This is a genomic window from Arthrobacter sp. SLBN-112 (assembly GCF_006715225.1).
GTDB lineage: Bacteria > Actinomycetota > Actinomycetes > Actinomycetales > Micrococcaceae > Arthrobacter.
This window is the reverse complement of record NZ_VFMU01000001.1, coordinates 3009420-3023842: the sequence shown is the minus strand read 5'-3', so window position 1 is coordinate 3023842 and position 14423 is coordinate 3009420. Positions and strand designations below refer to the sequence as shown.

Sequence of the window (14423 nt, the reverse complement as noted above, 5' to 3'; positions counted from 1 at the left end):
GCCCCACGTAGCCTTGAGCCATGGACAACAACAAAGACGTCCGCGAGTTCCTCATGACGCGGCGGGCTCGCATCACGCCAGCCCAAGCGGGCCTGACCGCCTACAGCGGGACACGGCGGGTAACGGGGCTCAAACGCGAGGAAGTAGCCATGCTGACAGGCGTTAGCACGGAATACTATGCCCGCCTGGAACGCGGGAACCTACGGGGCGTCTCCGAGTCCGTCCTGGATTCTCTGGCTCGTGCCCTTCAGCTGGACGAGGCAGAACGTTCCCACTTGCTGGACCTGGCCAAGGCAGCCACTCCTACCCGGCCTTCAGGCATCCGCGCCCAACGGGCCGAGGTCCGTCCCAGCATCGAACGGATCCTCTCCGGAATGACCGGCACTCCGGCATACGTACGGAACGCCAAGATGGACATTGTCGCCGCCAACAGCCTCTGCTTCGCCCTCTATACCGGCATCCTTAGCCCGGCGACCCTGCCCCTGAACCTTGCCCGGTTTATGTTCCTCGATACCCGTTCCAAGGACTTCTTCGTCGAGTGGGAGACTATCGCCGATGATTTTGCGGCAGCTCTCCGGGTGGAGTCAGGTCGTCGCCCCCGTGACCGCTACTTGAATGGACTGATCGGCGACCTCGCCGCAGGGAGCACTGAATTTTCCACACGCTGGGCCCGACACAACGTGCGCTTCCACCGATCAGCCCGGAAGACGATGAGAAACCCATTGATCGGTGAAATCGAACTCACAGGCGACGCTCTGGAGCTTCCCGGCGAAGCCCTAACCCTGATCGCTTACACGGCTGAACCCGGTAGCCAAGCCGAGGAACAACTGGCCTTCCTCGCCAGCTGGAGCACCACGGGTACCCCACCGGTCGCAGCAGCAAACGAGCGCACCATAACCGCACCACCGCCTCCAGCCGGCTTGCAGGACTAATTGCATACCTGTCCCTTGATCACGTTATTTTGAACCGCCCACCGGACTCGCGCCACCAAGCGGTAACAGAAAGCCGCCACCAAGCGCCGAAGTCCACACAGAAATTCCATGACTGCTCAGGTCAGAGTCTATTCGCTCGTTCGAGACGTCTCGTTTCCCAAGGGTTTCGAGACGAAACTCTCTTGGGAACCAACAGCTCCTCCATTACTTGACGCGTCTGGGAGTGGCCCATCCGTGATTGCGTATGGACTCGCCTCTGGCGGCGGGTGTACTTTCAGCTGTGGAAGGTTTCACCCACCCTTCTGACGCCGGCCGCGAGCTAGATGAACTACGCGTGAGGGCGTACGGTCCGGATCACGACATCGATGGTGATCCTCGGGCTCTCGCGAGGTTGCGCGAACTTGAGGCTGCGCACCTCGCCGACGTCGAACGCCGGGCGGACGCCCCCGCGAGCGAAAGCTCGGCCGGTACGGAAACCGTGAAAGCGGCGGTTCCCGCCGTCGCCTTAGCTGAAGCTCAGGGGTCGCCGGAGCCCGGACGGGCGATCGCGCCGCTGTCGCAGCCAGTAAGGGAAAGCTCGTTGCGGTCGCTCCTGGGACGCGCGATGAGGACGTGGTGGGGTCGCCTCGCGCGGGTGGCTGGCATGCTGGTAGTCGCTGCCGCCATCGTCGTGGCGGCCTTCCTGATATCCGCGCCACGACCCGACGCTACCTTGCGTCTGACGGCGGTCGAGGCTGACGACCAGGTCCGCACCCTGGTGACCTCCGCGGAGCGAGCTGGCAGGTACGAAATCGACCCCTCAACGCTCCGCGCATACGGGTCGTACCATGGCTTCAATGTCTGGTCCGGCGTGAATGCTTTCGGCTCTCCGTGTCTCGTGGCCGTCCACCGGGCATTCGACTACCTCTCAAGAGCGCGCTGCGCTCCGTTTCCGGCAGACCTCATTGTGGACGTCTCTTCGTCCGGCGACGGACTCGACATACCCACCGGCGACGGCATCATTAGGTTCATACGTCGTGGCGACACGGTGGACGCCTACGTCTACCTCTTGCCAGAGGCCGACTGATGGACACATCCTCACAGCCCTCAGACGATAAGCGTGAACTGGATGCGCTCCGCAGGAGGGCGTATGGTCCGAATCCCGATATCCAGACTGACCCCGCTGCGCTGGCAAGGCTGGAGGAACTGGAAGCAGCACGCAAAGCGGTCCCGCCCGACGCCGCGGACACCGGCCTCGGCGAACCTGCTGCAGCCGCGGATGGCGCGCCCAGCCCCGATCCCGCCTGGACTGCGCCGCGCGAGGGCACGCCGCAGTCGCTTTGGCGTCGTCTTACTGCTACACGTGCCCGCCGCAGCTCGTTAGTGGCCGGCGCGCTGGTGGTCTTTTTGGCCCTCGCGTACACCATGGCGTCCCTCGTCGGACAGCCGCGTCCCGATGCCATACTGCAACCAATCGCAGACGAGGGAGAGAACGCGGTGTTCAAGACGCTGAGCTTCTATTCATCGAACGCCGATGAGTCCACTATTCGCGGCTACCAGCCGTATCGGGGACGCCAGCCGGTGTTCCACATGGACAGGCGGGGCTACCAGTGCTTAAGGATTTTCGGACCAGGTTACGGGGAGCCTAACCCAAATTGCGTACCGCCTGGGGTGGATCTTTTTGCTGACGTTGATACGTGGCCGTTGCAGAACCACGACTTTATTGAAGGTATCCCAGGTCTCCCAGACGGGAGCATCGCCCGGTTCCACTACCGCGGACACTCGGTGGACGTCTTCCTCTACCCGGCGTCAAAAGCCGACTAAGGCTCGGACCCCGGAGCCTTGGTCGCGAGCACAACTGCAATCCCCACTATGTAAACCTCAAAGCATGCGTGTGGGGTCCTGGGGTGATGAGCCAGACGCAGCCCCCGGGCGAGTTACTGCGCTACTGTCGAAAGTCGCATGTCACCCGGTGACTCGAAACCTTCCCGTCTCGAGTCTCAAGGGTCTCTCGGGCTACTTAGACCCGGGCAGTGAAAAGCGCTCAACATCCGGCGTTTCCTCAACACTGCTTCAGCGCGCTCTGTCATTCGGGGGATTGCATGAGTCGAAACTGATCTTCGTACATTGTCACGGGTTCTGTGCCGGAGGCGACTTGAGGCGGCGGCATCCCATCTCGGGCAGCCCACGAGGCCACCCAGCCGCGGGGCCTCACAGCACCCTGTAGCGGCCTGGTGGGTCGATGAGCTCCATGACACCCTTCGAAAAGGCCGCTCAGCGGTGGCGCCATCTCTTGCCCTTGTTTGCTATCGCACTGATTGGATGTCTCGGCGGGTGTGAGTATGAGCCCAACGACGTCTCCCTCCCGTCCGCCAGTTCTCCGACTACGGAGGCTCGCACGGCCCCGCCGCTGCCAGACCAAGGCGGCAGTCGAACGGCCCCGCCGCTGCCGGACCAAGGCGGCAGTCGAACGGTCCCACCGCTGCCGGAGAGCGGCGACATCGACGCCGGCACATACCTCGTCCCCATCGCCGGCTACAAGGAGCCTTTCGAGATCACCGTCCCAGACGGCTGGTTTGCACTCGACGGCGACAGCCTGGGCAAGGACGACCCGGAGCACCCGGCTGAATGGGCCGTCTACCTGACTCTTTGGCCCGCGGACTATGTGGCGAAGGACGCATGCGCCTGGAGTGGTGCCCTTGCCGATGTCGGTCCGTCGGCCGAGGCCTTCGTTGACGCGATGGCGGCGCAGACGTCAACGGCAAGCACCCCTCCCGTGGAGGTCATGGTCGGCAATTGCTCCGGCTTCGAGTTCGACCACTTCGTCCAGGCCGCCGAGGACATCACAGCCTGCGACGGCGGCAAGTTATGCATCCACTCAGGATCCGCATACGACTGCTCACGCTGGTACTTGACTCAGGACGAACGCGAAACCTACCGAGTGATCGACCTGAACGGCCAGCGCGCTGTGATCGCAGTGGGCCAAATCGCGAATCAATCAATCCGGAGCTGACGAGAGAAGCACGCGCCGTCTTCGACTCGATCATGTTCAAGTCCGACAAGACCAGTTGATGCGATGGGCAATCCCGCCCTCGGGCGCCGGTTCCTTCTCTGAACCCACCTGCATGTCTCGTAACCGAGGCGCCTCGAATCCCTAGCGATTTGAGGCACTGAGGTTTCGAGACACATCAAGTCGGCTTATGCGATGGTCTTCCTGTCCGTAAGGGGATCCGCTTGCGGGGCTGCGACTGTCCGATGAGGTTCGGGGCTTGGGGGTGGCTAAGGGATCTATCGGGAGTTCATGGGCAAGGGCTCGGGGACGCCCGGCTACTCCCTGAGCAGAGGACGCCGGCCTATATTTCGTTGTTCGTCGGGACTGTACCGATTCTGTTACTCGCCGCCGTGCACGCGGTCGTGGTGGTCGTTGTTGCGCGCTGGAGAGGTCTGTGTGCCCTTATCGGGCTCGTTGGTGCATTCGTTGTCCTTGCACGTCGCTCTGCGCCGTGCCGGTCAGCCGACGTGGACGCCGGGCCTGGCCGCCTTGTCGGGTTCGATCCCGCGGAGGATTTCGCGGACCAGCGGCGGGGTGTCACCCTGGCCAAGGAACAAGTAGCGCATGAGGTGGGCGACGGGGCTTCCCTCGGACCATTCGAAGTAGCACTGGGGGTTGACGCCGGTGGAGTCGCGCAGGGCCAGCAGGACCGCGGCGATCGCGTTCGGCACGGCCGGGGATTTCACGCGCAGGACCCGGTAGCCCTCGACTTCGATGCCTTCGACGCGAAGTGTGTGGCTGAACTCGGACGGGTCGGAGATCTCGACTTCCAGGAAGATGACGTCAGCCGGGCCGGGCACGGGGTTCAGTCCGCGCTGTTCGAATTCCTTCTCGGCGTATTCGGCCTTGTTACCGTGCTGGCGCTTGTTGGCGATGATGTGCAGTTGGCCGTCGAAGGCGATCGAGTCGGTGATGAACTGGCGGGCCGCCTCGTCGAACTCAATGGTATCCACCCTTAGCTCGGTGGTCCGGCTGACCCGGGATACCAGCGAGACTGCGATGATGCCTGCGATGAAGAATGCCGAGATGAGGATCCCGTCCGGTTTTTCGAGGACGTTGTCGCCCAGCGCGTAGAGCAGGATGAGGGTCAGGATGCTGAAGCCGACGGCCCCGGTCCTGCTCCGGCGCCGAATGGCCGAGACTGTCACGGCGACCGCCCCGGAGACCATCATGGCCAGGATGCCGGTTGCGTACGCGCCGGCCTGGGCGTTCACGTCTGCATGGAACGCGACGGTGATACCGATGCTCAGGATGGTGTACACGAGGACGACGGGACGGACGGCGCGGCCCCATTCGGGGGCCATGCCGTAGGCGGGCAGGTAGCGGGGAACGATGTTGATGAGCCCGGCCATGGCGGAGGCGCCGGCGAACCAGAGGATCAGGGCACTGGAGATGTCGTAGACGGTGCCGAAGCCGGCCCCGAAGAGTTCGTGGGCGAGGAACGCCAAGGCGCGTCCGTTGGCTTGTCCGCCGTCCTGGAACTCCTTCGCCGGGATCATGACGGTGGTGAGGAAGCTGGTGGACATCAGGTAGATGCTCATGATTAGCGCCGCGGTAGTGAGCAGCTTGCGGGTGTTTTTGACCCGGGAGGCCATGACCTCATCGGGTGTGGTTCCGTTGGCTTTGATCAGCGGCATCATGGACACACCGGTTTCGAACCCTGACAGGCCAAGGACCAGCAGCGGGAAGGCGATGATGGCGGGGCTGACCAGCCCGAGCGGGCCACCGCCGCTGGAGAGCAGCCGGTCGGTCCAGCCGCTGACCAGGGACGGATCCGCGGCCAGGTGGACGAAGCCGGCCACGACGACGGCTGCGTTGAGCAGCAGGTAGATCGCCACCAGGGGGATGGCGACGCCAACGGCTTCATTGAAGCCGAGCAGGAAGACCCCGCCCAGGATCAGCAGCAGGATCACAGTGATGAGGACGGCACTTCCCTTGAGGGCCTCCGGGATCAGCGGGTTCTCCAGCAGATGAACTGTCGCGTCAGCGCCGGAGAGGGTGATGGTGATGATCCACGAAGTCGCGACGAAGCCCAGGAGCAGCAGGACGAAGAACTTGCCGCGCCAGAAGGGCAGCAGCTTCTCCAGCATGGCCACCGAACCCTGCCCGTGTGGGCTTTCCTGCGCGACCCGCCGGTACATCGGCAGCATGCCCAGCAGTGTCAGTGCCACGATCAGCAAGGTAGCCAACGGGGACAGGGCCCCGGCCGCCAGTGCGGCGATGCCAGGCAGGTAAGACAAGGTGGAGAAGTAGTCGACACCGGTCAGGCACATGACCTTCCACCAAGCATTGGGCCTGTGGTCTTCCGTGGCTTCCGGGCCGGCAGGGGCCACCTGATTGGCGAGCAGCCAGCGGACCAGGGGCTTGCGCTCCGGATCGGCGCCCAGCTTCAGGTCAACCTGTGCCGGTACGGCATGGTCAGAACGGGGTGTCATCAAGGTCTTTCTGTTGGTTGCCGTGGTCCCCAGGACGAAGCCAAGGGACGGGCCAAGTCTATCGGCGGACCGGTGGCCTTGCGCGCGTCCGGCTGCTGACGGCGACTTCGGGATGCCGGGCCAACACGGCATCGACATCCATCTCCTGCATATCTATGCCTGCGGGCTCCCCGGGTACAGGGGCGACCACCTCCAGCCCAGCCATCAATTCCCGAGTTTCCAACCGGCCGTGGTCCGACGCCACGCCAATAACCACGTCCTTGCCGGCGCTGAGCAGCTGGTGAGCTTCCTGCAGGATGGCAAAAGTGGTGCCGACCCCGGGTGCCGACCCCAGAAAAATGCGAAGATTTCCTCTTGCCATATCCACAGTTTGTCAGTTCATGGACGGCGAAGACCCAGAACGCGGAGTGCGTCCTGAGATACCGCCGCAGTTTAACCAGGGCTCCAACTCCGGAGCGGGGCATTCGGAACCTTCCCGCAGTAGGCGTCACACAACCCTAGCGTTCCGAGACACCCGGCGGCAGTCGAGGGTTGGCCTTGCTGCCTCTTGCACCCGCGAAGGGCATCCGAAGGCGACATGTAGGGGGCTGAAGCTGTCGGCGATGGTCGAAAACTGAGCCATTTCGCGGGGTGAAAATTGAGCCACTTTGACGCTGGTTATTCTGCCGTATTTTCCGGTCTTGTCGAGGGCAGCGAGTCGACCTGGGTGTGTTTGAGGCGGTAGCTGGAGCCTTTGAGGGTGATGACTTCGGCATGGTGGACGATGCGGTCGATCATGGCCGAGGCGACGATCTGGTCCCCGAACACGTCGCCCCAGCGGGCGAACGGCAGGTTCGAGGTCAGGATCAACGAGGCGTGCTCGTAGCGGGACGAGATCAGTTGGAAGAACAGGTTCGCGGCGTCCTGCTCGAAGGGAATGTAGCCGACTTCGTCCACGGTGATCAGCCCGTAGCGGCGCAGCCTGACCAGTTCCTGGGGCAGCCGGCCGTTCTGATGGGCGCCCTGGAGGCGGGCGACCCAGTCGATGGCGGTGGCGAACAGGACCCGGTGCCCGAGCTGGGTGGCCCGTAAGCCAAGGCCGGTGGTGAGGTGGGTTTTGCCGGTCCCGGGCGGTCCGAGCAGGACGATGTTGGACGCTTCGGTGAGGAACGCGCCGGTGGCCAGGTGCGCGATGGTGTCGCGATTGAGGCCGGGCTGGTGATCGAAGTTGAAGTCCTCGAGTGATTTCCGGGCCGGGAAACCAGCTGCCCGGGCCCTGATCTCGGCGCCAGAGGCTTCCCTGGCTGCAACTTCCCGGGACAAGACAGCGGCGAGGTATTCCTCATGGGTCCAGCCGGCCTCACGGGCCTGATCTGCGAGACGGGTGGCTGCTTCACGGATCCGGGGCGCTTTCATCGCCCGCGAGTAGTACTCGATCTGCCCAATGGTCTCCTTAGCGGCCGGCATCAGGCGACCTGCCCGTCATCGAGGACAACACCGAACGCCCGGTCGTAGTCCGCCAGGTCCCGCAGCCCTGTGGTTTCGCCAACCGGCTGAGGGGTTTGGAAGGCCTTCCGCAGTGCCCTTGCCGCCTCAACGTGGTCCGGGTCGGTGATGGTCAGACCCGGACCCCAGGACCGGGAGTGAGCGCCGACGGACCGGCCCTCCAGGCTGATCGTGACAGATTGGAGGTTGGCGGTGACGTCGACGAACCTGCCGATGGCTGCGGGTGCACGGAGTAATCGTTGGATCCCATCCGGACGTAGTAGTCCCTCGGGAGCCGGACCCTTGAAGTGAACCCGGTGACCGGCGGCAGCGCCAGCATGGCCGCCTTGTCCGTAGCGAGCAGATCCACCGGCCGGGCACCGGTCCGCCTGACAGCCGTGCGTTCGCCTTCGGCAGCCACTGGCCGAGCTGGTCGTTGAAGTCCTCCGGTGAGGTGAAGACCCGGCCGGGCAGGAAGGAAGTCTCCAGGAACTGGTTGGCCCGCTCCACCACGCCCTTGCTCTCCGGGTCGTAGGGTTTGACCTGAACGATCCGGGTGGCCAAGACCCCGGCGAAAGCCGCGACCCCGGCGGCGTAGCTGTTCCGCCGGCCGATGCCGGTTTCGTTGTCCCAGATCAGCCGCCGCGGAACAGCGCCCAGGGATCCGAGCAGCTCCCACATCCCGGCCAGCAGATCCCCGGTCATCCGGGACGGGATCATCCGGGCCATGATGAACCGCGAATGCGAGCAGACCATCACCAGCACCGGCAACACCCTGGCCTTGCCGGCACCGACCGGTATCCGGACCTCCGGAAACCACAGATCGCACTGCGCCTGATCCCCGGGATCGTAAGAGATCCGGTCAGCAGGATCAGCCGGGCATACTCGGGCCGGATCCTGGCAACGTTCTCCCGGAACCAGGCCGGAGCCCCCTTCCAGCCCACCCGCTCCGCGAGCACCGTCGCCGGCATCCGCGGGTTCTCCTTGAGCAGCGCACGAATCGCCGGTTCCACTGCCTTGATCCCGGAGTCCTGCGGCGCCCGGACATATGTTGGCGGACCATCAGCGCTCACCGCCTTCGCCACGGTGTTCCTGGAAACCCCCAACCGCGCCGCTATCGACCTCATCGATTCACCCTCGGCCAGATGCAACCGCCGAATAAGCGCCCAATCCTCCACTGTGATCACCCACCCAATCGTTTGGAACGGGTGGCTCAGTTTTCAACCGTCACAATGGCTCAGTTTTCGACCGTCACCGACAGAAGCACCGCCATCCAGTGGACCAATCCACCCTAAATCGCAGTCACGTTGGCTCCAAGGACAACTTTTCAGGCACCGCGACCAGAAGATTTATGGCCCGATCTGAGATCGGCCTCAGGTCCTCTCGGCCCTCCAATAAAGCAGACGAAAGTGTGGACAGTGTCCACACCCTCTTTGGCAGGACATACCTCGGGGCACTACTCTCTCGCGGGCACGCCCTAAGACCGCCCGCAGGGGGCGCCCTTAGCGAGATGGCCGAAGTCATGTCGTCCCGCCTCCACAGCACATGAACAGGTGTTGGCCACCCCGGGCCAACCCGACACAACCGAAATGAAGAAGGCCACCACAGGAGGCGGAGGGCCCACCAGCCAGGGTCCTGAACCCGCCACCCACACACCTGAATAGGCCACCGCGGCGGCCAGGCTACAACCCGCGCACCTAGCGTCAGAGGGACGCCACCACAATAAAGCAAAAACCCCTCTGACGAGGGGATATGCTGTGCCCGAGGTGGGACTCGAACTGTATTCCCGGCCTTGAAAACACCGGAAACCCCAGAAAACATAAGGAATCCGAGCCGGTCCCACCGAACTACGACCCGGTCCGAAGCCAAAGGTGTTGACACTGTCAACACCTTCTTTTCGAGATTGTCGATGAAGGTATGCACCTGTTCAGAAAATGTCGCCGGTGCAGACGGCAGCAGGTATCTTGAATAGGGCCCGCTGGAGGCGGCAGCTCGGCACACAGTCAAGCTAGTAGACGACACACTGAAGCTGCACGAGGGAGTAGTCCAGGACTCTAAAACATTGCCGACGATCCGGCTGGAGCACAGGCACTTGCGCGCAGTAATGCCGTGGCATCCGGAACGGGAGGATCTTCTCAAGCACTCGCGCTTCGCAGTTTCACAGCCAGGGCAGCTACCTCGCAATCTTTCCAGGGGAACCGTACTCCAACAATTTCCTGCAGCTGATGCTGGCACAATCTAGGCAAAACCGGGACAACTGATAGCCGTAACCCCGTTTGTCCACCGTAAACCCCTTCTTTCTGATCGAGCTACCTAACACGCCCCGCAAATACTCGAAACGGTGGACTTGTATAGGGCCCGGCGAAACAATGAGTACGGAGAACTTAGGAAAGCAGGACGGTATGGCCGACCCGCCTCTTGAACGCCGAAGCACCACACCTTCACCTCCGGGATTGCTGCGTCCGCGGTTGATGTCAGCGCCCCAAGGTGTCTTCAATCCGCGGCTAAGACTTGCAGTAGGTCCCCCCGGAACCGGAAAGACCACGCTGCTCACGCAATGGGCAGCTCACTGTCCCGGCGATGTGGTCTGGTATCAATCGGGAAGCCCGGATGTGAAACCAGGAAAGATGTTTTCCTTCTTTGCCTGTGCCTTAGGAGCCGCCGTTGAACGTGAGCCGGCAAGCTCCTTTCCCGACCTTGCCCGAGCGGCAGAATTGCTCGATCGGCATTTCTACTTCGTCGTGGACGATTTACACCTTCTCGCAGGTACATCCTTGGAGGAGGAGCTGGAGCAAATCATTGCAGTCAATTCGCCGCACATGCACTTCCTTATTGGAAGCAGGCATTTCCCCCGTATCAATATGGCAAAGTCTGAACTGCGAAACGCTTTCAGTGTTTTTGGTGACGACCTGCGGTTTCGCGATTATGAGATTGAACAGCTCTTCCGCACTACCTTCAAGCATCCACTCAGCGTGCACGGCATATCGAATTTGGCCGGGGTAACGGATGGGTGGGCTGCGGCGCTGCACCTCTTCCATCTGGCGGCGACGAGTCGTTCGAACTTAGAAAGGCGCCGTGCCGCAGAGTCCCTCAACTCCAGGTCGCGGTTCGCCGGCGACTATCTGGTCAATCACTTCCTCGTGGGCACAACGCTGGATATGAATCGGCTGTTAAGCGTGACAAGCTTGCTGGACTTCATCACGCCATCACGGTGTGACGCCCTGCTCGAACGGCACGACAGCCGAGTCATGCTTCACAGGCTTGAACACTTGGGCATTGTCTCTACGGATGACGACGGGGCCACCTACCGAATGCCGAAGGTACTGCGTCAGTATCTCCTTGCCGGTCTTGAACAGATGGAGCCCGAAGAGCAGGTTGCCTTACGGCTGCGCACTGCCGCAATGCTTGAACTGGAAGGTGCAGTGGGAGAGGGCTTGCGTGTCCTGGCCGAGGGCGGTGACTGGGAGAGCGTGAAACTCCTGCTGGCAAGGGCCGGCACAGCAGCCCTACAGCCCGGCAGGTGCGGATGGGCAGCTTCCATTCCGGACCATGTATTAACGGATGACGCCTGGGTCGTCGTCGCCCGCTCGAGGGAGATGCTCGACGACGGGCGGGTAGCGGCGGCAGAGGGCGCGGCAGCCAGGATCCCGGACCTGACAACTGATCCTGAATGCCTCCGCCGTGCGGAAGATTTACGCTTGCAGGCAGCCCTGTGGTCCGGAGGTGGCGAAGCACCATCTGCCGATACCTCCTCATGGGAGTTCCGGAAGGCCATCCGCGGTGATCCCTGTGCAGCGGCCCGCTCATTGGGCGAACGGCGGGAGCCGGAGGACCTGTTCACCGGGTTATCACTACTGCTTGCGGGCGACCAGCGGTCGGCGTTGCCTTTGCTCATCCGGTGCGCCGAGAGGCTGGACATGGATCCTGTGTCTGCCCTCGCAGCACAACTTGCTTTAGCCGTAGCTGGACACCGCTTCGACGGCACGGACGCCGACGCCACCGCCGCCGAAGTCGATTCCGTCCACCGCCAGGCCGAGCGGCGTGGCTTCACCTGGCTGGCCCGTCTGGCCGGTGGTATGCAGGCTGCCCTTTCAGGAACCGCTGCCGCCTTCGCCGCCGTGAATTCCGCCATTAAAACCTGCGAGGACCGCGGCGATGAATGGGGCGCTGCGCTCATCGCCGCAGGTGCGGCCCTGTTGCGGCTACGGACCGGCGCCGCGGATCTTGGCCAACTTGAAGCGCTGGCTAGACGCTTCCGACGGCTTTCCGCCGGCACACTTGAGGCCTGGGCATGGTCCGCGGAGGCACTGGTCTCCGCAAACCTCGACTTGCCATGCGCCCCTGAGAACGCGCAGTCAGCGGCAGCTTTCGCCCGAACAGCGGGGGTGCCAGGCGCCCTTGCGGTCGCCTACGCGGCAATGGCGCTCCAAAAGCCTGAGGCATACGGGGAACTCATGCGTCAGGCTGCCGAGACCGCACAATCTGGAGGTCTGGTATGCCGTCCCTGGACGTGGTTGGCGCCGTGCCGCCATGAACTAGTCCTACCGTCAAGCCTGCCCCGGGACGTGCCCAACGGCAATGGACCCTCGATAGAACACAGTGACGGGAACACCCACCCCTGGCCGGAGCGTGCGCCACTGCCTTCGCTGCAGATCACCTGCCTGGGCGGGTTCGCCCTCAGCCGCGAAAAGGTACCCGTGGATTTGTCCAGGATCCGACCCCAGGCCCGGACCGTGCTGCGGATTCTTTGCCTGAACGCGGGTCGGCTGGTGCACCGGGAGCGACTAGCAGGGATACTTTGGCCGGACCTGGAGGCACCGGCAGCTTTACATGCCCTTCAAGTGAGCCTGTCCTGCCTCCGGGGAGTTTTGCAGCATGAGGGACAGTCCGGAGGCGGGCAACTCCTTGTGCGGCAAGGTGCAGCCTACGCGCTGGTTCTCGGAACAGGGTCCACGTCAGATCTCGCCGATTTCGAACAGTCCCTGCACGCTGCATCCTTGGCGAAGTCCGCTGGCAACACCCTTGGCGCGGCGGAGGAGCTCCGCCGCGCCGTCGGGCTTTATTCCGGTGAGGTGTTGCCGGAGGACGGTCCGGCAGACTGGGTTTCAGGTATACGCGAAAGTTACCGCCAACGGGCGGCTGAGGCCGCAGCTACCCTTGCCAGCGTTGAACTTAGCCTGGGAAACACTGCAGCTGCAGCCGCCGCCGCAACGCGAAGTGTTGAAATTGATCCATGGCGGGACGAATCCTGGCGCACCTTGGTGGATACATTCTGGCGGCTGGGTGATCCCGCGGCTGCACAACGGGCCCAAAGGAGGTACGACCTCGTTCTGAACTCGCTTGGCGTTACAGCTGAGTAGCGTCCCGGTGTGAAGGGAAGTGTCATTATCGCCCCAAGAACTGCACCTCCGCTATGGCTACCGGGGCCTCCTCCGGACCCGTCGAGTCCAAAATCCTGAGCCGAACTGCCGTGACCCGGTCCGCAGCAATGTTGAAGGTCTGACTTTCAGTTTTGTCCTTGAGTTGGAATCTTTCGGTCGTCGACTGTCCCTCCGCCTGGCCGGCAGTCACCTCCACATTGCGTGGGCGCCGTTCCTTTATAGCGACGTTTGAGTCCTTTGACGCGCCGCCGCTGATGACTATTTGGGTCAGACGGAACTCCCTTTCGAAAGCAAAGTCCAAATACTGGTCGCCGTTGTTGCCCGCTACCCCCGCGGCCCATGAACGGTCGCTGAAGGTATCTATGGCAAAGTCAGGCAGGCGGTCCGGCTGTGAGCTGGAAGCGGTGATCGATTTCGCCCGCATATCCGAACTTAGGAATCTGTCCTCAACCTGTGCCACGGCGGTGTCGATGGTGCCCCTCCATGCATACGCCGCGCCGCCTAAAATCCCGAGCACCGCAAGGAAGGAGACCAGCCTCACGGGAAAGTGCCGCCGCTTCCGCTTCGGCCGTGTCCCGGCGGGCAACGGGGCCTTCGGCCGCGGGGCAGTGAGCCTGCGCCACCAGGGCAGGGGCGGTACCGCGACGGCCTCGTCAAGGCTCGCCGCGCACCGTCGGCAGTAATGGCGCTCGCGGCTGTTCCCGGCACCGCAACGTCCGCAGATCAGCTCGCCCGGAGCTGGCGGCGTTTCATCAGTGGAAGGAGGAGTGCCGGCTGCCAGCGGTATCGTCGACGGGCCGGGCTTTACCTCTGGGGGCGGCTCGGTCCTGTCCCGGGTATCTGGCTTCAGCGGCTTTTCCGCTCTAATGACCCCTGCAAACTCCTGCTCCGGGAAGGTTCCGGGGAGCCGCGTAACGCGTGGCACGCTTGAGAGCTGGTCCGTTTTTGTGCCCCGCTGCGGGGCCGTGCCACGTTCGGAACCACGTTCACGGCCCGGCGGGTGCATGGGGTCATGGTCGGGAGGCACCGGTAGCTTCGGCATGAGAACAGTTTTCCCGTCGCCGGAGTCCGTTTCCGGCCTGGCTATTGCGCCTTCTGAAGGCTTTCCCTGCTCACCCTGCCACACGAGATACGCTCCGCAGTTGGCGCAGAAGCTCTCGCCGTCGTTATTTCGGGTACT

General features: G+C 63.1%; 9 protein-coding genes and 1 pseudogene. 5 read left to right on the top strand and 5 right to left on the bottom strand.

The genetic code is table 11. The features are described 5' to 3' along the window. The first annotated feature begins 20 nt into the window (after window positions 1-20). The 4 genes from FBY33_RS13920 (at window position 21) to FBY33_RS13905 (ending at window position 3924) form a co-directional block, all read left to right on the top strand. Window positions 21-932: a helix-turn-helix transcriptional regulator gene (locus FBY33_RS13920; RefSeq protein WP_142031071.1), complete on the top strand. Its 912-nt coding sequence runs from the start codon at window positions 21-23 to the stop codon at window positions 930-932. 280 nt (window positions 933-1212) lie between these two features. Next, window positions 1213-1998 (top strand): hypothetical protein, encoded by a 786-nt coding sequence (locus FBY33_RS13915; protein WP_160141960.1) that lies wholly within the window; start codon window positions 1213-1215, stop codon window positions 1996-1998. Continuing rightward, on the top strand, window positions 1998-2735 hold the full coding sequence (locus tag FBY33_RS20535; protein ID WP_200831385.1) for a hypothetical protein: 738 nt from the start codon (window positions 1998-2000) through the stop codon (window positions 2733-2735). The genes FBY33_RS13915 and FBY33_RS20535 overlap by 1 nt, the downstream gene beginning before the upstream one ends. Window positions 2736-3204: 469 nt before the next feature. Beyond that, window positions 3205-3924: a hypothetical protein gene (locus FBY33_RS13905; RefSeq protein WP_235010567.1), complete on the top strand. Its 720-nt coding sequence runs from the start codon at window positions 3205-3207 to the stop codon at window positions 3922-3924. 497 nt (window positions 3925-4421) lie between these two features. Here FBY33_RS13905 and FBY33_RS13900 read toward each other — a convergent pair whose 3' ends face one another. The 4 genes and pseudogenes from FBY33_RS13900 to istA form a co-directional block, all read right to left on the bottom strand. Then, window positions 4422-6398, bottom strand: a complete 1977-nt coding sequence (locus FBY33_RS13900) for an APC family permease (protein ID WP_142031069.1) — start codon at window positions 6396-6398, stop codon at window positions 4422-4424. Between the two features lie 58 nt (window positions 6399-6456). After that, complete coding sequence (locus tag FBY33_RS13895; protein WP_142031068.1) at window positions 6457-6759, bottom strand: hypothetical protein; 303 nt, start codon at window positions 6757-6759, stop codon at window positions 6457-6459. A 296-nt stretch (window positions 6760-7055) separates the two neighbouring features. Continuing rightward, window positions 7056-7844: an IS21-like element helper ATPase IstB gene (istB, locus tag FBY33_RS13890; protein WP_142031067.1), complete on the bottom strand. Its 789-nt coding sequence runs from the start codon at window positions 7842-7844 to the stop codon at window positions 7056-7058. Continuing rightward, a pseudogene (gene istA / locus FBY33_RS13885) lies at window positions 7844-9049 on the bottom strand (IS21 family transposase). Before istA ends, istB begins: the two are co-directional and overlap by 1 nt. Before the next feature lie 1440 nt (window positions 9050-10489). Here istA and FBY33_RS13880 point away from each other — a divergent pair. Further along, entirely contained in the window at window positions 10490-13222 is a 2733-nt protein-coding gene (locus FBY33_RS13880) for a BTAD domain-containing putative transcriptional regulator (protein WP_160141959.1), read from the top strand. Between the two features lie 25 nt (window positions 13223-13247). On the opposite strand, the gene FBY33_RS13875 is transcribed toward FBY33_RS13880, so the two are convergent. After that, complete coding sequence (locus FBY33_RS13875; RefSeq protein WP_142031065.1) at window positions 13248-13784, bottom strand: NADase-type glycan-binding domain-containing protein; 537 nt, start codon at window positions 13782-13784, stop codon at window positions 13248-13250. Between the last annotated feature and the right edge of the window lie 639 nt (window positions 13785-14423).